We start from the raw sequence: 19,305 nt of genomic DNA, 5'->3' as shown, positions 1-19,305 counted from the left end.
GGCCACAGGTGTGGGGTGGTGGGGAGTTCGGTCAGGGCGAGCCGGTGGTGTTCGCCGATCGGCTGCCACACCGGGTCGGCCGGGTGGCCCTGTTCGGGGTTGCTGGTGACCACGGTGAGCTGCCGCAGGTTGCGGCGGTCGAGGTGCCGGCGTAGGTCCTCCTCTCGCTCGGGGTCGGCGGCGTGGAACAGCAGGGTCGCCAGGCCGGTGCGGTCCGCCAGGGGCGGGTAGCGGTGGACCCGGTCGGCGACGGTGGCGGTTCGGATGCCTTCAGGGTCGGGTTCGAACCAGAAGCCGTGCCGGTTGCCGTTGTGGATGTACTCGCCGTGCCAGGTGGCGTGGCGTTGGGGTGTGGTGACGAGGCCGCAGGTGCGTGGTGACCACCAGGTACGCAGGTCGGTGCCCGGCTGGCTGCGGGCCCGGGTGGCGAGGTCGACGAAGAACTGGTTGGTGTCGATCAGGCTGGTCAGGCTCGGGTGGACCCACAGCCGGTCGCGGGCCCGGTACACCCGCGCCGGTGTGACGCGGCCGGCTCCGGGCCGACGCGTGATCCTGGCGCCGAGCGGGCCGAGGCACCACCAGCTCTCAAGGGAGTTGAGGATGAATCCGGTGGGAAAACGGTCGATCCAGCCGCGGCGGGCGAGGACCAGGAGCCGCCTGGCGGCCGTCGCCGCGGTGGTGGCGAAGCCGAGGGCGGTGAGCTGGACCGTGGTCAGGGTCCGGTGTTCGGCGAGCATGTTGACGGCCCACCGGTCACGGGGGTAGAGGCGAGCGAGTTCGGCGATGAGCAACTCCTCTGGGATCGGTGTGGTGGACGGGACAGTGAACTGAGGGTGATATGGGGTCTTCACGACCGGTACCTCCTGTGACGTGCCGCCAACTCGGGCGGCGGATGGATGGAGCCCGCCGAACGGCGCCGTGCCGGTCGGCGGGCGTAGAACGCCTCCGCCCCCGGCGAGTGCGCGGGCGGCGGAGGCGGGTTGACGGGCTGGGACTGTCAGTCGGTGTCCGCGCCGGACGGGCGGGTGCCCGCCGGGAACGGAACGGCCGTGCCGGCGTCCGTATTCGCGGGCATCGGGGAGAGGCCGAGGATGGTGAGGATCGGTGCGACGGGTACCCGGTAGTGGATGCCGGCGCGGACGACCGGCACGGGGAACTCGTCGCGTTTGACCAGTCGGTAGGCGGTGGACAGGGAGATCTTGAAGATTTGGGCGGCGGTTGCCAGGTCGGTGCTGGCGCCGAGGTCGCGGACCATCTCGGGGTGCCACACCGGGCCGCCGCCGGTGTCAGAGGGGTGACGGGTGCGGGTTCGTCGGTGGGTGGTCACGGGTAGCTCCAGGTGGTTGACGGGGTGGGTGCTCTGGTCGTGTGGCGTGGCAGGTCTCCCTCCGGGTTCGGGCTACAGCCGCCAGCTGCTGTCGCGGTGGGTTGGGCCCAGCCCCTTTGCGGGGTGGGTGTCAGGTGGCCGCTCGGTCGCCGACGCTGTCGGGGCCGTGCGCCGAGTCGGCCAGGTATGGCAGCGCGACGGCGAGGTCGGCCAGGGGGACGGGACTGTGGTGGCCGTGGAGCCGCCACAGCGGCCCCGCGGGGCTCAGCGCCGCCTGCTTGGCGTGGTCGCGGCTCGCCGTGGCCACCGGTATGCGCAGGTTCTCCTCGGCCAGGCGCTGGTGGAGGTGGCGGGCGCGGTGGGCGGAGTGCAGCCAGAACAGCACCGGCCACGGTGGGCCGCCGTACTCGGCCAGCCGGTGGTAGCCGGCGACCTTGCGGACGAGTTCGGTCAGCGGCTCGGTGCCGGTGTCGTACTCGAGGAAGAACGGCACCCGAAGGTCGCCGGCCCGCCACACGCCGTGCCCGTCGGGGCGGACCGGCGGGGGATAGGCCTGCAGTTCGACCTGGGCGTCGGGGCCGGCGAAGGCGCCGGGCTCGTGGCACCGCGATTCCGACCACCACCGTTGCAGGTCGTGTCCGTCACGGGCGCGGGCGTGGCCGGCGAGGTCGGTGAAGAACTGGTTGACCCCGAGCCGGTGTTCCAGCACGCGGGCGACAGTCCACCGGCGTCGTCGGGTCTTCGTCTGGCTGGGACGCGGCGGCGGCTGGTCCCGCTGCGCGGCGATGACCTCGGCGCCGAGCTGGTCGAGGACGTAGTGGTACGGGTTGCTGCCGCCGTCGGCCTTGAACGGGCGGAACCAGCCGACGACCTGCACGGCCCGTAGCCGGCGCAGCCGCCGTTGGGCGAAGTCCAGCGACGGGAACAGCCCGTGGGCGATCTGAGGAGTGGTCAGTACGCCGTGGTCGGCCAGCCAGCCGAGGAGTACACGATCGCGGAGGGTCAGCATGGATTGCACACGTAGAAGCTGGTCAGACACTGTTTCTCTCTTCCGTTGTGGATGCGGGTGGGGGAGAGACCGGACGGTCTCTCTGAGCTGGAGCGGGTTCTGTCACCAGGGCGGTGTGCCGCCAGGACGGGCGCGGCCGGCGTCCGGTTCGGGGTCAGGTTCAAGAGCGACCCGGAAACGTGGGCAGGAACTGCCCCGGACACGGACCGCGACACCGGGGTCCGGCAACCACGACCCGGCGTAGCGACAGACGCGGTCTGGCCTACGCCACCGGGCCTCGCCGGAGAAGGCGGGGTCGTGGCATCGCTCGGACATCTCGGAGGTTGACCGGCGTGGTCCGCCACCACCGCTGACGCTGCGGACGACCGGGCTGGACCGCCGACCTCCGGTCCAGCCGTCGCATGGGGACTTTCACCTGCCGCGACAGGCACGGGCCCCGTCCAGAACGGACCTCAGGGCCCCGGCCTCTCGCCGGAGGCAGAGGTCAACGCCTCCGGCGAAGGCCTTGGCCCTTCCTCGTATCCAAACCGTCGTTTGTGAGCCCAGGCGAACACTTCCTGGACTCACAGAGGCTCACAGGCCGCCCGCCGAAGACCGCTGTCTCCACCGTGGCCGTGTGGGAACCTGCCGCAGGTCCGCGTCGCGTCCTGTGCGTGCGGCCCGGTTGACCCGGCGCCGGCCGCCTCAGGCGAGCCGCCGGCCGAGAACCTCCGGGCTATTCCGCGCTGGCTCCGCCGACAGTCCCGGGCCGCGGTGTCCGGTCCTTCACAACCCCCGCATCTACCAATCGGCGTTTGTCAGACGTGGCGAACACTCCCCGATCTGACACCGATCTGACAGCCGGTCCGGTGATCTGACAAGACGGTCCTTTTCACCCTGTCCTTACTCAGTTGACCTGCTCTTTTCTCAGTCGAGGTGATCCGACTGGGAGGTTTCTCAGTTGAGGTGATCCAGCTAACTGTGGGTGGGTGCTGTCAGGTGGTTTATGTCAGCGCCGACGCTCGTTTGTCAGATCTGTGAGCGTTGCCGGAGGTTCCGTCGCCGCTGTCGGCGTCGTCGACGCCGACGATTTCAAACCGAGGCCCGACCCCACCGCATACGCCCGAGACCTGACGCCCCCGCACCGCATGAGCCCGAGCCCGACGGCCCTCCGCGCCAGCCGCGCAGCATCGCCAACCTGGTCAAAGACGCGGCCAGAAAGGTGCCCGCGAGCTCCTAGACGCGATCCGCCAGGAAGCGAAGATCAATCCGTCCCTACGCTCCATCACCCGCAAGTTCAGAGTCCACGCAGACACCTCCAGCGACGAGGTGGTGGCGGACAGGGTGCGTGAGCGGTGGAGGGCACGCGGCAGCCGCAAGCAGCGGCAGTGCAGGCGCCGGGACCGATGCGGTTGACGCGTACATGTTCACGTCGACATGCGGCTGGGGGCGCCTGAGCCTGTGGAGACCCGTTGCCATGGCCTCCTGGCCATGGCGCGCGGTTCTGGCCGCGCCGGACACGCGGCCCGCCATCCTCGCGTCACTGGTGTTGTCCATGGCCATCACCAACGCAACCGACGCCAGGGACACCTCGCACGCGCCGATGTCAACGGCGCCTTCGATGTGGACCCATGGGGCCTTTGGCCACCTCACGGCCGTGGCCGCTGACATGGCCACGACGCATCGCTTGGCCAGCCCGCCGACGGCCGCCCGTTGGCGGCCTCGGCCCTGGCCCCCGGCGTGTGGGGCCGTCGTCATGGCCGTGCACATGCGCGCGTCAGCGAGAGGAATCGATGGTGCGACCGCTGTGAGGGCGACCGGGTCGCGTGTTGGCCTGTGCCATGGCCGCGCCTTGGCCATGGCCAAGGCGACGATGCTGGCCGCGTGTCGTGGCCGCGGTGGCCGGGCTGGTGCTGGCCATGTCCACGGCCACAGTGGCGATGTCATCGTGGTGGCCGCCGCGGCGGCCGTGGCCATCCTGGGCCTGTGTTGTGGCCACCGTGGCTGTGGCCAACTCGACGGTGTCGGCCATTTACCGCGACGGCAGGTGGCCAGGCCGGCGCTGGTCACCTGTCGCAGGCCCGGCGTGGCCGGTGGCTACGCCAATCATGTTGACCGATGACACGCATCGCCGGCGGTGCGCCAGCGCCGGCCGGCCTCAGGGTGGCCCGTCCGCGAAGCCGCCACGGGAAGGACGCGCCCGGCCAAGAGCAGCCGCGACGACAGTCCCGCACGGCAGCACGCCTGGCCGGTACCGACCGGTGGCCCGCGCCGACGGTGACGTCGGACGGACGCTTCACCGGCGCCGAGACGCCTCGGCGCCGCGCCCGTGACATCGCGGTGTCAGCGGTCCCTGTGCCAAAACCAACGGCCTTGGACAACCTCTGACAGATGCGGTGCGCATCTGTCACAGCCCGAGGTGGCGTCCGGCGGGGGCGTCGGCGAATGTGAGGCGGTCCCCAGCGCCTGTCAGATCACGGTGAGCGTCTGTCAGAAGCCGACGTGATACCGACGGGATGGCAACACAGAGCGCCATGCGATATGACAGGGCAGGTCAGCCGGCAAATTGATAGCCGATCATCGAACAGGTAGATCGACTTTCTGGGAGAGTGGTGTGCTACAGGACCGCCCTGCAGGGCTCGAGCGGAAAGGCGGTCGTGGCGTCGCGGAGGGTGCCTGTCAGAGCGGTGTCAGATCGGGAAGTGTTCGCCAGGTCTGACAAACCTCGATTGGAGAGTGCGACGGCACCGGGCCGGCTGTTCCGGACGACTTGATCTCTTGCGAGAGGTGAGCGTCGATGGTCCCGGTCGGCGTCGGGCCTGGCCGCAGCCTCATCGGTGCGGTCCTCGGCGGCGGCCACGCTCAGCCGTCGACGCGAGGAGGCCGACCATGCCCGCCGTGAACAGCACCCACGATCCGCATCGTGACCTCCCGGAGGACGTCACGGACGTGCTGTTGTGGCGTACGGCCGCGAGGGTCATCGCCGCCCACCAGCCCCAGCCGGGGCGCCCGACCTGCTGTGTGAGCCTGCTCTGCGCCGGGCAGCACTACCCGTGCCCGCCGGTACGCGCCGCTGACCGCGCCCAGCAACTCAGCCGCCGTCGCGTACCGGTGGCATCCGGAACGTTCGCGGCGTCGGCGCCGGCCCGCGGGAGGGTGCCGGTCGCCGGCGGGCTGGGCGGCCGCCCGCCACGCCAGCGGTTCGCCGACTGGCACACCGCCATCCAGGCCGCGATCAACCCGAGGCGGGCGAGAGGGCGCTCGGCGACGGCGGTGATCGGCCGTGTGCCGTCGACCGCGTTCGCGTTGGCGGATCCGGCTCGGGTGGGTGGCGTGTCGGCCGCTTGATTTCGGCAACATCATCAGGGGGATGGGCTAGGTTTTCCGGCATGGGGTTGCTGGGCGACGCGGTGGCGGTGCTGGACGAGCGAGGCGTGCTGAAGCCGCTGGGCGGGTTGGTCCGGCAGGTGTACCGGCGTGCCGCCGACCGGCACGAGCCCGAACTCGGTGACGACGCGATGAGTTTCGGCACGACCGTGTGGCGCAACCTGACCAACCTGGGCAAGGCCACCTTCGACGGGGTCGACGGTGTGCGGGTCCGGGTGGAGGACAACTCGCTGGGGATCCTCTGCGCCGGCTATGTGGTGCGGCTGTACTCCCTGCAGGGTGGGATCGAGTCGATCCGCTGGGAGGGCAGCGAGGCCCGGCTCGGTGGGGCGGTGGAGAACAGCCGCGACCGGCAGTTGGCGTTCGACGACGAGGAACAGTTCCCCGGCGTCTTCTCCGGTGTCGTGCCGCCGAAGCGCCATGTCCGGGTCGCGCACACCGGGGACATCACGACCGGCGAGGCCACCGCGTACCTCGGGCTGCCCCGCGACAACCGCGACGGCGGCTCGCCGTGGTTCGAGGTGATGCTCTGGTTCGGCGACGCCGCCACCGTCGGTACACCGCTGCCGGCCGTCGGCGACTCGGCGGTGCCGGGGCAGCGGCACGACGAACTGGTGATCCCTGAGCTGTCGATCGAGTCTCTGCGGCCCTCCCAGGCCGGTGGGCGTACCGCTGGTGGGCCTGTTGGTCGATGGGCGTGACCGGCGCGGCGAGGCCGTCGGTGCCCGCTGCCGCCGCGGTGGCGGCGTTCGAGCCGCACGCGCTCGGTCTGGCCCGGCGGTGGCGGCGGATGCGCAAGAACGAACTGGCCCGGCAGGTCGGCGTCACGGCGGCGGCGGTCAGCCAGTACGAGCTGGGACAGGCCCGCCCCTCGGCGTCGGTGCTGGCCCGGCTGGCGTTGGCGCTGTCGATGCCGGTCGAGTTCTTCGCCTCCGGCTTCCCGATGCCCGCGACCCCGGGCCACGCGCACTTCCGTAGCCTCCGGGCGACCAGCCAGGCCGAGCGGGACCAGGCGGAGGCGTTCGGGGAGGTCGCCTGGCGGGTGGTCGAGGTGATCGGCCGCCGGCTGCGGCTGCCCGCGCTGCGGTTGCCGCACCTCGACCTGCCCGACCCGACCCGACCCGAGGACGTACGCGCCGCCGCAGTCGCGGCGCGGGAGGCGTTCGGCCTCGCCGCCGACCCGGTGCCACACGTGGTGCGGCTCCTGGAGGCGCACGGGGTGATCGTGCTCGCCCTACCCGAGGTCTCCGAACGGGTCGACGCCTTCTCCCACTGGTACGGCCAACGGCCCTTCGTCTTCCTCAACCCCGCCAAGAACGACAAGGCCCGCTCGCGGATGGACGCCGCACACGAACTCGGACACCTGCTCCTGCACCACGACGCCGAGCCCGGCAGCCAGATCCTGGAACGCGAGGCCACCGCGTTCGCCTCCGAGTTCCTCGCCCCCAGCACGCTCCTGGCCGACGAACTGCCACCCCGCCTCGACTTCGAACGACTCCACGAACTCAAACGCCGCTGGGGCATCAGCCTCAAAGCCCTCGTCTACCGGGGCCACGACCTCGGCATCTACCGCGACCACACCTACCGGCGCGGCATGAGCCTGCTCGCCCAGTGGGGCTACCCCGAACCCGGCGACCTCGGCCCCCGCGAACAACCCTCCCTGCTCGGCAAAGCCACCGAACTCCTCGACCGCCAACACACCACCACCGACAGCCTGGCCGCGACAGCCGGCCTACCCCCAACACTCGTCCACACCGTGATCAACGCCGCCACCGAACACCAACCCGAACTACACCTCACTCTGGCGTGAGCTCGAGTCTCGTCCACCCGACGGCCAGCAACGCGGACAGTGAGCACCGTGGGGTGCCCGCAGGTTCCCCGATACCGCGGCTTGGCGGTAGGGGCAGACGGTCTGCGCTGACCCTGGGGCATCACTCGCCGGGAATGTTGTCGAACGCCTCCTCGTACCACAGGGCCACGTTGTGCCTACGCAGAATTCCACCGACGCGTGTCAACAGCAGCCAGTTGCCGTCCTGCACCAGTGCGGCGTCCTCGGTGCGGCTCGCCAGCACCCGAGCCACGGTGGCGAGCATGCTCGGGATCCCCTTGTCGCCCATGTCGTCGGCGCGCATGCGGAAGCCGATGTTGACGTAGGTGTCTGTTCCCACTCCCAGCGGGAGCCGTCGTCGTCCTCGGCGTCGTCGTAGCCGTAGCTCCCCGCGGTGATGCTGACTGCGTACCCGCACTGCTCATAGAGGTCGGCGCTGAGCAGCCGCGGGTGACCGGGGGGTGCCGACTTCTCGGTGGCCTCAGCGACAGCGAGCTCAGCCACCTCATCCCAGCCGCGAGGTGTGGTGAAGGCCAGCAGCATGTGCCGGGTTCGCCGCCCAGTCGACTCACCCGCGAACCCGCCATGCAGGCCAGTACGTTTCGCCGACGTCGATCACTGCCGAAGGCGATCGAGTTGATCTCCTGGGCCGCAGCCGGTCGCTGAAGTCGGACCGTAGGTCGGTATTCCCGAAGGCTCGACGTTCGGTGAGCGTAAAGAGTGCAACCAGTCACGCGGCGGGTGGAGGTACTGGCCGTACCCGCCGTCTCGAGATTCGGAGGACCGGATGCCGCGTGCCGTGCAGGGGATGAGGTTGTCGCTCAGCTCGGAAGCTCCAGCGAAGGCGACTCAGGTGGTGATCGGCATTCCGAGCCGAGACGAGGCACCGACCATTTCTGGAGTCGTCAGCGTCGCCGTGGAAGGGCTGCGCCAGTGTGGCTTGGCCGACGACGCCCTCCTCGTCAACGCGGATAACAGCACCGCGGACGACACCAGCCGACGGTTCATCGACGCTGTTGGATCGATGCGTCACCGGGTCATCCGCGCCGCGCCGAAGGGCGGCAAAGGCACGAACGTGTTGGCGATCATGCGGACGGCGGCAGAGGTCGGCGCGGAGCGCGTCATCCTGTTGGACGCGGACGTACGCACCGGGCAGCCCGATTGGATCACTCGGCTGCTTGCCGCCGTCGAACATCCGGAGCCAACGATTGCCGCACCGGTGTATCGGCGTAACCGCTACGAGGGCAACACAACGAATCATCTCGTCGGACCGCTGCTCACGGCCGTGTATGGCGCGCAGGTCCAGCAGCCGATAGCCGGCGACTTCGCCTTCAATCAGCCCTTCCTGGTACGCGCGATGTCGTGGCCGGTGCCGCAGAGCGCCCATCTGTACGGGATCGATATTCACCTCATCGCTAACGCCCTTCATGACGGGATGGAGGTCAGGCAGGTGCCGCTTGGACAGAAGCTGCACAACCCCGGCTTCCCTAAAATCTTGTTCGGCTCCCAGCAGGTCCTCGACACCCTCTTCCATGTTTTTGCCCGCGGAGCAGCCCAGACGGCCACACAGTTTCCAGCGTCTTACAAGCGATCTGCGGTGGACCCCAAGGCGGTCCGTCCGGATCCGGGACTAATCGCCGCCACCACGGCTATAGCCGTGCGCTACCTGGAGTCGCACCAGTCGGCGATCTGCAGGCTCTATCCATCGCTCACCGAAGCAGCCCCGGCGCCGTGGGGATACCACCTCGGAGTTGAGCTGTGGCCGGAGATCCTCGCGGACGCGGTCGCCGCCCTGACGCGTGGCCACGCGGTCGAGGCGCGTGATCATCTGGTCGCGTTGTATCTGAGCCGTGTCCTGACCTACTGGTTGGAAATCGAGCACCTCAGTGTCGCGGAGATCGACACACTTCTCGATTTTCAGGCAGACGCGGTGGCATCAGCCCTGTCCGCACGTCGTCTCGAACTCGACGCAGCTTCACCCCCGCCGCAGGCGTTCACGGCAGGCTACTGGGCCGAGGCTCGATCATGACACCTGGGTGGTGGATGGACCTCGGGCCGGCGCGGATCCGCATCTTGACACAGTTGCGGCTCGACGAGGTGTGCGATGGGTTGCGGGCCGCTGGTGTAGATCCGATGTACTCACTGAGCCGCGCGGAGTCGGCAGCCGCGAGCGACGGCAGGCGGCCGTGCGTGGTGCATAGCGTTGGCCAGACAGCTTCGGCTCGGTACGCCGGTGACGACCGCCTACTGAGGCTGACGGCGCCGCCCGGAGTTCTGTCCGCCGCCTCACTGCTCTATATCGCATATCTCGTTCTCGAGGCCGAACTCAACCGGCACAGTTACGTGACGCTACACGCGGCTGCGGTGGAGCGTGACGGGCAGGCCGTGCTGTTGCTGGGTTCGGCCGGAGCGGGCAAGACGACAACGGCGCTCCGGCTGTGCCGCGCGTACGGATTCCGTCTCATCGGGAACGACCTTGTGGTGGTCGGTGGCCCCGACCGGCTGCAGACACTGGCCGGAACCAAAAACGTACGCCTGCGGCACGCCTCGATTGTCCGGTCCATGCCAGAGTTGACGACGCTCTTCCCGGCCCGCGTCGACGACTCGTGGCGGACGAAAGTCGATGTCTCTCCCGACCGGCTTGGCATATCGACCAATGAAGGGCGAAGCGACATCCGAGCTGTGGCGTTCGTTCACCTGAATGCCGAGTACCGGTCGTTGATCGACGATCAGGGCGACACTCTCGTGCACCGACTCAACCTCTACGAGAATGCACTGCGCTACATCCGTGCCGCCAGCACGCCGTGGCTGGTCGATCCTGGCCACCGCTTCGGTCCTTATCTCGCGAGTTTCGACGACCCCGCCGCACATGACGCCCGCACCCTCACCTTGGAGCGGCTGATGGCGCGATCCCGCTATGTCGCCGGGCGGCCCGACGCCGTTGCCAAACACTTCGCCAACCTCGTGCAACACAGCGGGGTCGCTATGCCAGTGACCGCAACGACGGGGAGGAGCAATACATGAAGAAAAGCGCAGGGACCGTACTGATTGTGCGTCCTCAGCCCTCACGGGGGCTGGGTGCGTTCTACCGCAACCTCGGCATCACGATGGTGGCCACTCACGTCCAGCAGCACGGACTGAACGCGGCATTGGTCGATCTCACCTTCGATGACCTTGACGACCATCTCGGCGCGCCGACCGGCGCTGCCCTTTTCAGCCTCTACATTGACGACTTCGCCCAAGGTGTCAAGGCCGCGCAGCACATCAGAGGGGCGCAGCCGCGCACGCTGCTGGCTGTCGGTGGCCCGCATGCGACTCTCCTCAGGGAGTCGGTCTTCGAGGTGACCGACGTTTTCGACCTTGTAGGCGTTGGTGACTGTCTTCCGGACGCGGTGGGGGCCATCGCCGAGGCGCTCCGCACAGGCAACCGTCCGCAGTCGCGCCTGATCTCAACATCGGACGGCACGGCCCGCATGGACGTGCTCGCGCCCGACTACTCGATCTGGCCTGACGGCCGATACTTCGCCGTCTATCCGGTGGAGTTCTCCAGGGGCTGCCGCCAGCGCTGTCCGTTCTGCACGGATCCGGTCCTGCGCCGCGGCATCGCCCTCGACCCTGTCGACCGCACTATCGCCACGCTGCGCACACTCGCCGCGCGGCACGACCCCGTCTGGGTGCGTTTCGTCGACTCAAGCATGAGCAGTCTCGGCCCGGACCTCACCCGACTGTTGACCGCCATGATCGACGCCGATCTTCCGGTGCAATGGAGTGCCTACGCCTACCCGCACGACATCACGCCGGAACTTGCCAAACTCCTCGCAGCGGCCGGCTGCCGCGCGTTGTTCCTCGGGATCGAGAGTCTCGCCGACGGCGTACGGGTGGGCAAACACCACACCAAGCGCCCCGAAGAGGTAGCTCGCGCAGTCGATCTCCTCCACGACCACGGAATCTTCGTACACGGGAACTTTATCGTCGGGCTACCAGGCGAGACCTCGGACACCGTCGCGCAGACGCTCGCCGGGCTACGTCGGGCCCGGTTCGACTCAATCGGCGGGGGCCCCTTCTTCCTGACACCCGGCTCCACTTTCGAACGCCGACCCCACAAGTTCGGCATCCAGATTCTCGACCAAGGATGGCCGCTTCGTCAGCACATCAACTTCTACGACTCCGATCACGAGTACTTCCGCACCGCAACGTTGACCCAGCCACAGATGCGCGCACTCTCCGCCGCATTCCGCCAGCAGGTTCAGGACTCGAGGCTCGGCTGCTGGAACCTGTCCGACTACGCACTGCTGTGCTGGATGTCGGTCGGCGGCCACGTAGATGATCTCGTTCGGCTGTGGAACACGGACGACGCCGCGCTGAGCCACTCCCAGCGCCTTGTCCTCGGCGTGCTCAAGGAGAAGATCGGTGTCTCCGCCAGCAGCGAGGCGGCCCAGTTCGTTCAACTGACCAAGAACGTTGCGACCATGGCCCGGACGACGGTGGCAGCATGAAGCGCGTCCTCTGCGTATGCCGGGGCGCACCTGGTCTCGGCCGGGTCGTCCCCGCACTGGCCTTGACCAAGACACTCGGCGCCGACCTACACGTTCAGGCGACCTTCGCCTCGTACGCGGCAGGCGCCGCCTATCTCCGTGCCCGTGGCGAGCGCGTGATCGACCTCGGACCTCCCGAAGGCCTGTTCATAGACTCGGTCGCCCCCCAGGCAATCCGCATACAGGAAATGGTAGAAGAGCTTGATCCCGAACTTGTCCTTGTCGACGGGGAGTTCTTCCTGCCGGTAGCCCTCGCGCATCTCGACACGACGACGGTCTACCTGGCAAATCCACACGACCTACTCGGCCCGAGCAACACCTTTCGCCGCGTCAACCGACTACTGCTGGCCCACACCGACGGCGTCATCATCTCCGACGTCGCTTGCTACGCGCCCGAGCTGCTCGATGGCGTTGTACCAGGCGTGCCATGCCTACGCGTGCCCGCGATCGTGAAGGACATCGTTCACCCGGGTGCCACCCGAACGGGCTCAGCCCGGGTTCTCGTCAGCACCGGAGGCGGTTCGCTCGGAGCGCATCCCGACTTCCGCTTGGCCACAGACGCCGCGTTCGCCAAGGTACTGGAGCTTCTTGAGGCGCTTGTCGGCACCGGCGCAATCGGAGCAGTGACCGTGGTGCTCGGTGCCGATGCGACCCTGCCTCCCCGCGCATTCGAATGGCTTACGATGATCCATCGGCCGGTGGAGCTAACCGACCTCTATCCGGCCCATGACATCGTTGTGGCACGTGCTGGGCGCAATGCCACCGCCGAAGCTCAGTACAGCGGCATCACCACAGTTCTGCTACCCATCGCGGCCGATCCGCACCGTGGAAGCGAGCAACTCAGCAACGCCACACAAGTCCAGGCACCACACATCCGATCCGTCTCGGATTGGGATGATGCTCGCGCCATCGAGCAGGCGCTGCAGTGGGCAGTCGTACATCGCGAAACTGGCAGCCGCCCGCCTGCCGGCCTGCGCGGCAACGACGCGGCGGCGCGCTTCCTTGCCGGCGTAGTCGCTACGTCCCGTGATCCACAGACCCTGCTGCACCCGCAACTTTGAGGATGACCATCATGACGACCTGGGATATGACCTTCCGCGCACTACCCGGCATCGGGCTCATCCAACGCGGTGCCGATTTGGCGGCGGTCATCGCCGGCGCCGCAGAGGCTGACCGGTTCACCCTGGCGAGCGGTGACGTCATCGTCGTGGCACAGAAGATCGTGTCCAAAGCGGAAGGACGCGTTGTCAACCTGGCGGACGTCGTACCGACGCAACGTGCGCTCCGCCTCGGCGAGCGCACCGGACGTGACCCAAGACTTTGCCAGTTGTACCTCGACGAATCGGCCGCCATCATCGACGTCAACGGCCGTCACGTCGTCACCGTCGACCGGCGCGGCCTGCACGGGACCGGTGCCGGGGTGGACATGTCCAATATCGGTCCCCGCGCCGACGGCTGGGCCGTTCTGCTTCCCGAAGAGCCTGACCAGTCAGCCCGCACGATCCGTGACGGCATCCGGGAACGGACCGGCGCCACGGTCGCCGTGATCGTTTCCGACTCTTTCGGCAGCCCTTTCCGCGAGGGTGCCATCGGAGCCGCCATCGGCATCGCCGGGATCCGCCACCTGGAAGAACCCGACGATGACAAGGACCTGTTCGACAACGCGAGCAAGCCCGTCATGAACCGGGTCGACGAGATCGCCGCAGCCGCCTCCATCCTTATGGGCCAAACCGCCGCCGGCCGGCCCGTCATCATCGGCCGAGGTCTGCCCTACACCTGCGACGAACACTCCAGCCTCACCAAACTCCTCGCCCCAACCACCATGCCCGACACCGACTACGACCTGCGCGCCGATGCGTGATCCACGCAGACTCAGGCTCGGCGAGCATCACGTTGACCTAAGCCTGTGGCCGGGAGCCGTCGACACTCTGCCCACTGCCCTCGACCGAGCAGCCGCCACCCGACCACTGATAGTGATCGACGAACTAGTTCATCCCCACCTTGGCCGCCGAATCGACGACCTGCTGCATCGGCGGCAGGCCACGGTAACCACAGCCGTGGCGAGCGAGCGACACAAGCTGCTGGCACAAGTCGCCACGCTTGCCGAACTCGGTGCAGAGTCCGATGCAGTCGTCGCGGTCGGTGGCGGCACGACCGGAAACCTTGCCGGTACGCTCGCACATCTGCTCGGCTTTGGCGTCCCACTGATACACGTCCCCACCACGGTCACGAGCATTGTCGATGCTGCAATCTCCGCCCGGCACACCCTCAACACCCGATCGGCGAAGAGCACGCTCGGAGTCCACCACTTGCCGTCTGCGATCCTTGCCGACCCAACGCTCCTCGCATCGCTGCCCGCGCACCAATGGGCGGAGGGCGCAGTCGAAGCCGTCAAAGCCGCATTCGTGGCAGGCGGTACCAGAGCCACACAACTGGCCGCCCGGCTAACCGCGCTCAACGGCCCGGTCGCCGACCTAGATGAACTCGCCGAACTGCTCGGCGTGGCCGTCGAGCTCAAACTCCACACCATCGCCGACGATCCCACCGAACGAGGTCCCGCCGTCGCCCTGCATTACGGGCACACGTTCGCCAGAGCGATCGAAACCTTGACCGACGGCACGATCAGCCACGGACGTGCCGTGGCCACGGGCATGCGCGCCGCCGCCGGAACTGCCGAACGTCTCGGCCTGATCACCCGCGCCGAGCGCCAGCAACACGACGAACTGATCCGACATATCGGGCTGTCGCCGGTAGACCTCCGGACCATTCCCAGCGAGCACCTGTTGCGGCTGATGACGAACGACCCCAAGGCGCGCATCGTGCGACCCGTACGCGGAATACCGCTGGTGCTCATCGACCGCATCGGCCACGCGTATGTCAGCCCAGAGTCCGGACTTCCGGTCACCGCAGTACCTGAAGCAGTCGCCGCAGCCGCGCTCGGAGGCCTCCACCCACAGGTCCGAACCGGGGAGCTCCCATGACCTTGATCGACATCTACTCAAGCCCGAGCTCCGCTGAAGGCCTCTATGAGGTGGTCGAACGGAAGGGGATCGGACATCCGGACACTCTCGCCGACGCCCTTGCCGAACGTATGTCGGTCGCCTACTCGCGCTACTGTCGAGACACCTTTGGTGCGATTCTTCACCACAATCTGGATAAAGTGTACCTGCGAGGTGGTCACGCCCGGACTGGTCTCGGCTACCACGAAACGACCGAGCCGACACTCCTGCTCATCGGAGGTCGCGTCTCCACGAGCTTCGCCGGCCAGCCCATCGACCACCGAGGTCTCTTCGAACAGACCGCCCACGAGTACCTCGCAGACGTGCTACCCCATTTCGACGCCAGCACCTGGCTACGGATCGAGCACATGACCACCGACCGTTCCCGCTATCCGACGTGGTTTCATCCGGCATCCATCGAGGACCTCCCGGAGGTCCGGCGTCCAACCGCAAGCGACACCGTCGCCGTCACAGCTTGGTGGCCCCACACGCCCACAGAGCGAATCGTCCTCGCTCTTGAACGCCACCTGAACCAGGAAGGCAAAGGCCCCCGCCACGCCGACCTCGGCCAAGACATCAAGGTCCTGGCGCGCCGGCAGGGGCATCGCCTCGACATCACCATGGGCATCCCGGTGCAGTCGCGGGCCGTCACCACCGTCGACGCCTACCACGACGTGCTCCGCGCCCTGCAGCCACAACTCCACGCCGTCGCCGCCGAATCCGCCAAATCACTTGAGGTGCGACTACGTCTCAACACCTCAGGGGATAACCCGTACCGAGGAAAACAGCAGTACCTGCTCGGCAGCGGCACCTGCCTCGAATTCGGCGAAGAAGGCTTCGTCGGCCGCGGCAATCTAGCGTGCGGACTCGTACCAATCCACCGGCCCAAGAGCGTCGAAGCACCCTACGGCAAGAACCCCACCTACCACGCCGGAAAGGTCTACACGATATTCGCCGAGCAGATCGCCCGATCTATATACGAGGAGGCCCGGGCCCCAGCGACGGTGACTATAGTCGCCGAGCACAGCGCCAACCTGCGTGCACCAACGCACATCGCCGTTGCGCTTCACGGCCCTGGTGATCAGCTGCTGGCAAAGAAGATCAGCCAACGCGTCGTGGAAGAGGCTGACCACATCTCGCTCGCTATCGATGACGGCCGCATCGTCCCTCGCTGAACGCCGCTGCACGGGCCGTTCAGCCGTGCTGAGGGGAGGATGATGGGGTGCGTGCGGACGAGGCGATTGGCGCGGTGAAGTCGGCGGCCACCGGAGTGGGCGTTCCAGCTCAGGACGCCACCGTGGTGCGAGTCGGCGAGAACGGCGTGGTTCTGCTGCCGAGCGCCAATGTGCTGGCGCGGGTCGTCCCGAGGGCGGCCAGGGACAGCGACCCCGGTCGCGAATTGAAGGTCGCCGCCTGGCTGGCGGCGCGGCAGGTGCCTGTCGTTCACCCTGTACGGCCGACGCCAATCATCGTCGGGCAGTACGTGGTGTCGCTGTGGGAGTACCTTCCCGGGAGTCGGTCGGCCGACTTGGTCACGCTCGCCGAGCGCTTGCGCCAGCTGCACAGGGTTCCCGTCCCGACAGGTTTTCTGCCCTGTTTGTCGCCGTTTGACAAGTTCGAAGAGCGGCTTGAGACGGGCGCTGGTCTCGACGTCAGCGACCGCGTCTTCCTTCGCCGGCTCCGCGACGACCTGTCCACTCGGTGGGTCACGGCGGAGTTCACACTTGGCGACGCCGTGCTGCACGGCGACGCGCACATGGAGAACCTCCTGGTGGCAACCGATGGCCGGGAGGCGTTCGTGGATCTGGAGACGGTGTGTGTCGGACCGCCGGAGTGGGACCTGACCCTCACGGCCCTCTACTACGAGTGCGGATGGTTCTCCGCGAAGGAGTACGTCGACTTCGCTCAGACGTATGGATTTGACGTCCGCAGCAGCCCGTCGTGGCGGGTGCTGCGGACGATCCGCATGCTGCGGATGACGCTGTGGCTGGCGCAGTCGGCAGGCAATGAGCCATCACGACAGCATCAGCTGAGACATCGCATTGACACGTTGCGAGACGGGACCGCTCCTGCCGGCTGGACCGGCTACTAGACCTGCGAGCGGGCAGTCTCGGCTACGGTTGCCCGAGCTGCGGCCAGCTCACCGGCCCCGCCTGGCTCCGGATCGGTGCTTGCGAGGATGGAATCAAGGACGCGAAGGTCGTCGCGGAGCCTGTTGGAGTGGACACCCCGAGCGTCTGCCAAGCCTGCCTGTATCGAGTTCAGCCCGCTGGCGAGATCACCGCCGCGGACCTGGAGGCAGGCGATCCGGATCATGGTGAGAGCCCGTGATCTGGCGGCTTCCAACGGATGGCAGGAGTATGCCGACTGCAATCGATTGATAGTGGCGTCCACCTGTTCGCGGGCATCGCTGGTCATGGCGATGTCGAACAGAGCGTGGCCGGCATCACCGAGAATCTGACCCTCGTCGGCGTAGTAGCCCCATACCGGATCTTCTGCTTCAGCGCCTCCGCCGGCCGAAAACTCGTCGTCGCATAGACCGACCGCGCGGATGCACGATGGCCCATCATGGCCTTTCGCGTAGGCGCGAGCCTCCACGATGCGAACCGCCGTACGTCCGAGCGGAGGAATCTCACGCCAATCCGCGTGGACAAGGCCAATCACGTCGAGTGCGTCCGGGACCTGCCCGAGATAGGTGAGGTGCCTGGCCAAGGTGGTAGCGGTGTGTGCCCGTTGCTGCACGTCGTCGGCTTCGCCGGCCAATTGGATCGCCATGACGAGGTACCGCTGCGTGATCCTGGGTTCATCGCCTGAATCGAAGCACGCCCAGCCGGCAAGGTCAGCTAGTCGCGCTGCCGTTGACAGCCAGGCTCGGTGGACCGTCCCGGTGGCCGACGCCTGACGGGCGACGCGACAGGCCCATTCGAGTTGTCCGGCCATCGCCGCCCGGGCGAGGCCGCCACCATGTTGATGATCCCACTCTTCGAACAGGGCGATGCTGCGTTGAAGCGCCTTCACGTGAGGCCATTCGATCCTGGTCGGCGTGTGCAAGCCGGATCCGGACGTCCACGGTCCCGGAAGCTGAACAAGGTCGCTTGGTAGCTTGCCGAACCACGCGGCTGTCACTTGCCGGCGATCAGAGGTCGAGCGGCCGTCGGTGCGTCGCGGGCTGTAAAGGCCGAGATCGGCATCGGTACCAGCGCCGAGGACGTGCCGCAGAGCAACTCGCCGCTCGCGACTGGGCCAGCGGTGTTCACCGCGTTCCAACTTGCCGACCCAGCGGTGGTCGACGTAGTGCGCGGTGAGATCCCGGCGTGGATAGAGCTGGTGGAGGGCGACGTTGACGGCATCGGCGAGCTCGGCTCGGGACATGGACTGCCCTGCCCGTAGCGGCGAGTTCCGCTGACAGCGGGCCTCGGTGAGCAGCGTGTTGGGGGTGACGACGGTTTCAGGGTGACGTGGCATCTGCCTCCTCCCATAGCCGGGGCCGAGATCGTTAGCCGAAGACGAGTTGTGGCACGTCGTAGAGGCTCGTGTTCGGGCGCCGGCGCATGCCCGGCGAGTTGATCTCGATGATGAGCATTTCGGTGAGGAATTGGACGGTGGCGTCCAGTAGGTGGCTGGTGTGGGCGGTGGCGCTGTGTTCCTTGAGTCCGGCGGTGATGTGGATGTGGGGGAGGATCTTCTGGTTGGTGTCGTCCCAGGCGATGGTGCCGCCACCGAGTGCTTCGACATTGGTGAGGTCGACGTGTGTCCAGACGGGGGCGTCGGGGTTGTCGAGGCGTTGGCAGGTGCCGACGATCTTGGCGGTGGAGAGACCGGCGATGAACATCGGGATGTAGCCCTGCTTGATGTCGTGGGCGCGGCAGGCGTCGGTGAGGGCGGGGAAGAAGTCGTCGCCGTGGTCGAAGACCACGCCGATCATTCGTCCTGGGGTTAGCTCGTGGCTACGCATGTGCGGTTGCGGCCTCCGTTGGGTTGCCGGTCGGGGTTGGTGTGGGCCAGGGCCAGGAGGCAGGCCCATCGAGGTTGCCTGCAACGGCGAACGCGGGGGCGATGTCCTGTGGCTTGACCGGGGCGGTGAGGAGCGCGCGGAGCAGGATGCGGGCTTTGTAGGGGTGCAGCCAGCCGGCGGGGATGAGCCCGCGGGTAAGGAGGTCGCGTTCGGAGCCGGGGAAGCCGTAGGTGCGGGTGAGCGTCGGGCCGGCCGGGGTGCGGGAGGCGAGGACGACGGGGATCCG

At 67.6% G+C, this 19,305-nt stretch carries 16 protein-coding genes and 2 pseudogenes; 11 read left to right on the top strand and 7 right to left on the bottom strand.

The genetic code is table 11. From position 1 onward, the window contains the following. The 3 genes from C1I95_RS36925 to C1I95_RS20205 form a co-directional block, all read right to left on the bottom strand. On the bottom strand, nt 1-851 hold an 851-nt coding region (locus tag C1I95_RS36925; RefSeq protein WP_146605775.1), incomplete at its 3' end, for a replication-relaxation family protein. Nucleotides 852-997: 146 nt separating this feature from the next. Then, nucleotides 998-1,327, bottom strand: a complete 330-nt coding sequence (locus tag C1I95_RS20210; RefSeq protein WP_146605774.1) for a helix-turn-helix domain-containing protein — start codon at nt 1,325-1,327, stop codon at nt 998-1,000. Between the two features lie 130 nt (nt 1,328-1,457). Next, nucleotides 1,458-2,366 carry a replication-relaxation family protein gene (locus C1I95_RS20205; RefSeq protein WP_111215413.1) on the bottom strand — a complete coding sequence of 303 codons (909 nt, stop codon included), beginning with the start codon at nt 2,364-2,366 and terminating at the stop codon, nt 1,458-1,460. A gap of 2,838 nt (nt 2,367-5,204) precedes the next feature. Here C1I95_RS20205 and C1I95_RS20195 point away from each other — a divergent pair. From C1I95_RS20195 to C1I95_RS20185, 3 genes are read left to right on the top strand one after another with little or no spacing between them, the layout of a single operon-like run. After that, nucleotides 5,205-5,663 carry a hypothetical protein gene (locus tag C1I95_RS20195; RefSeq protein WP_111215409.1) on the top strand — a complete coding sequence of 153 codons (459 nt, stop codon included), beginning with the start codon at nt 5,205-5,207 and terminating at the stop codon, nt 5,661-5,663. Nucleotides 5,664-5,704: 41 nt separating this feature from the next. Then, nucleotides 5,705-6,403, top strand: a complete 699-nt coding sequence (locus tag C1I95_RS20190; RefSeq protein WP_111215407.1) for a hypothetical protein — start codon at nt 5,705-5,707, stop codon at nt 6,401-6,403. A gap of 20 nt (nt 6,404-6,423) precedes the next feature. Then, the gene (locus C1I95_RS20185) at nt 6,424-7,512 is read left to right on the top strand and encodes a helix-turn-helix domain-containing protein (RefSeq protein ID WP_199523824.1); all 1,089 of its coding nucleotides are present in this window, start codon (nt 6,424-6,426) and stop codon (nt 7,510-7,512) included. Between the two features lie 121 nt (nt 7,513-7,633). Here C1I95_RS20185 and C1I95_RS20180 read toward each other — a convergent pair. Then, nucleotides 7,634-8,073, bottom strand: a pseudogene (locus tag C1I95_RS20180) (SitI3 family protein). A 310-nt stretch (nt 8,074-8,383) separates the two neighbouring features. Between C1I95_RS20180 and C1I95_RS20175 the strand changes: the two are divergent. The 8 genes from C1I95_RS20175 to C1I95_RS20135 are packed head-to-tail and all read left to right on the top strand — an operon-like array spanning nt 8,384 to nt 17,156. Further along, on the top strand, nt 8,384-9,559 hold the full coding sequence (locus C1I95_RS20175) for a glycosyltransferase family protein (RefSeq protein ID WP_146605773.1): 1,176 nt from the start codon (nt 8,384-8,386) through the stop codon (nt 9,557-9,559). 14 nt (nt 9,560-9,573) lie between these two features. Further along, nucleotides 9,574-10,554, top strand: coding sequence for a phosphoenolpyruvate carboxykinase (ATP) (locus C1I95_RS20170; RefSeq protein WP_111215400.1), 981 nt, complete (start codon nt 9,574-9,576; stop codon nt 10,552-10,554). Next, complete coding sequence (locus C1I95_RS20165) at nt 10,551-12,026, top strand: B12-binding domain-containing radical SAM protein (RefSeq protein WP_111215398.1); 1,476 nt, start codon at nt 10,551-10,553, stop codon at nt 12,024-12,026. Before C1I95_RS20170 ends, C1I95_RS20165 begins: the two co-directional genes overlap by 4 nt. Further along, a complete protein-coding gene (locus tag C1I95_RS34840) occupies nt 12,023-13,126 on the top strand; it encodes a glycosyltransferase family protein (protein WP_146605772.1) in 1,104 nt (367 codons plus the stop codon). Before C1I95_RS20165 ends, C1I95_RS34840 begins: the two co-directional genes overlap by 4 nt. Nucleotides 13,127-13,137: 11 nt before the next feature. Next, entirely contained in the window at nt 13,138-13,926 is a 789-nt protein-coding gene (gene cofE / locus C1I95_RS20150; RefSeq protein ID WP_233513771.1) for a coenzyme F420-0:L-glutamate ligase, read from the top strand. Further along, entirely contained in the window at nt 13,919-15,046 is a 1,128-nt protein-coding gene (locus C1I95_RS20145) for an iron-containing alcohol dehydrogenase (protein ID WP_111215390.1), read from the top strand. Before cofE ends, C1I95_RS20145 begins: the two co-directional genes overlap by 8 nt. After that, entirely contained in the window at nt 15,043-16,239 is a 1,197-nt protein-coding gene (locus C1I95_RS20140) for a methionine adenosyltransferase (protein WP_111215388.1), read from the top strand. The genes C1I95_RS20145 and C1I95_RS20140 overlap by 4 nt, the downstream gene beginning before the upstream one ends. A 47-nt stretch (nt 16,240-16,286) precedes the next feature. After that, nucleotides 16,287-17,156, top strand: a complete 870-nt coding sequence (locus C1I95_RS20135) for a phosphotransferase enzyme family protein (RefSeq protein ID WP_111215386.1) — start codon at nt 16,287-16,289, stop codon at nt 17,154-17,156. On the opposite strand, the gene C1I95_RS20130 is transcribed toward C1I95_RS20135, so the two are convergent. From C1I95_RS20130 to C1I95_RS20115, 3 genes and pseudogenes are all read right to left on the bottom strand, one after another. Next, a complete protein-coding gene (locus C1I95_RS20130; RefSeq protein WP_146605771.1) occupies nt 17,153-18,529 on the bottom strand; it encodes an NsdA family TPR-like regulatory protein in 1,377 nt (458 codons plus the stop codon). The two genes, C1I95_RS20135 and C1I95_RS20130, sit on opposite strands and share 4 nt — an antisense overlap. Before the next feature lie 31 nt (nt 18,530-18,560). Next, nucleotides 18,561-19,019 carry a PPC domain-containing DNA-binding protein gene (locus tag C1I95_RS20120; RefSeq protein ID WP_111215380.1) on the bottom strand — a complete coding sequence of 153 codons (459 nt, stop codon included), beginning with the start codon at nt 19,017-19,019 and terminating at the stop codon, nt 18,561-18,563. After that, a pseudogene (locus C1I95_RS20115) lies at nt 19,012-19,305 on the bottom strand (asparaginase); the annotation flags it as partial. The pseudogene C1I95_RS20115 and the gene C1I95_RS20120, both read right to left, overlap by 8 nt.

Source organism: Micromonospora craterilacus (assembly GCF_003236315.1).
Taxonomy (GTDB): domain Bacteria; phylum Actinomycetota; class Actinomycetes; order Mycobacteriales; family Micromonosporaceae; genus Micromonospora; species Micromonospora craterilacus.
Note: the sequence above shows the minus strand (reverse complement) of the source record. Positions and strands in the feature narration are given on the sequence as shown.

Excerpts from the sequence above, each read along its gene's own strand:
- C1I95_RS20165 (WP_111215398.1), top strand. The coding sequence starts at position 10,551 with ATGAAGAAAAGCGCAGGGACCGTACTGATTGTGCGTCCTCAGCCCTCA.
- C1I95_RS20170 (WP_111215400.1), top strand. The coding sequence starts at position 9,574 with ATGGACCTCGGGCCGGCGCGGATCCGCATCTTGACACAGTTGCGGCTC.
- C1I95_RS20130 (WP_146605771.1), bottom strand. The coding sequence starts at position 18,529 with ATGCCACGTCACCCTGAAACCGTCGTCACCCCCAACACGCTGCTCACC.
- C1I95_RS20145 (WP_111215390.1), top strand. The coding sequence starts at position 13,919 with ATGCGTGATCCACGCAGACTCAGGCTCGGCGAGCATCACGTTGACCTA.
- C1I95_RS34840 (WP_146605772.1), top strand. The coding sequence starts at position 12,023 with ATGAAGCGCGTCCTCTGCGTATGCCGGGGCGCACCTGGTCTCGGCCGG.
- C1I95_RS20120 (WP_111215380.1), bottom strand. The coding sequence starts at position 19,019 with ATGCGTAGCCACGAGCTAACCCCAGGACGAATGATCGGCGTGGTCTTC.
- cofE (WP_233513771.1), top strand. The coding sequence starts at position 13,138 with ATGACGACCTGGGATATGACCTTCCGCGCACTACCCGGCATCGGGCTC.
- C1I95_RS20195 (WP_111215409.1), top strand. The coding sequence starts at position 5,205 with ATGCCCGCCGTGAACAGCACCCACGATCCGCATCGTGACCTCCCGGAG.
- C1I95_RS20140 (WP_111215388.1), top strand. The coding sequence starts at position 15,043 with ATGACCTTGATCGACATCTACTCAAGCCCGAGCTCCGCTGAAGGCCTC.
- C1I95_RS20190 (WP_111215407.1), top strand. The coding sequence starts at position 5,705 with ATGGGGTTGCTGGGCGACGCGGTGGCGGTGCTGGACGAGCGAGGCGTG.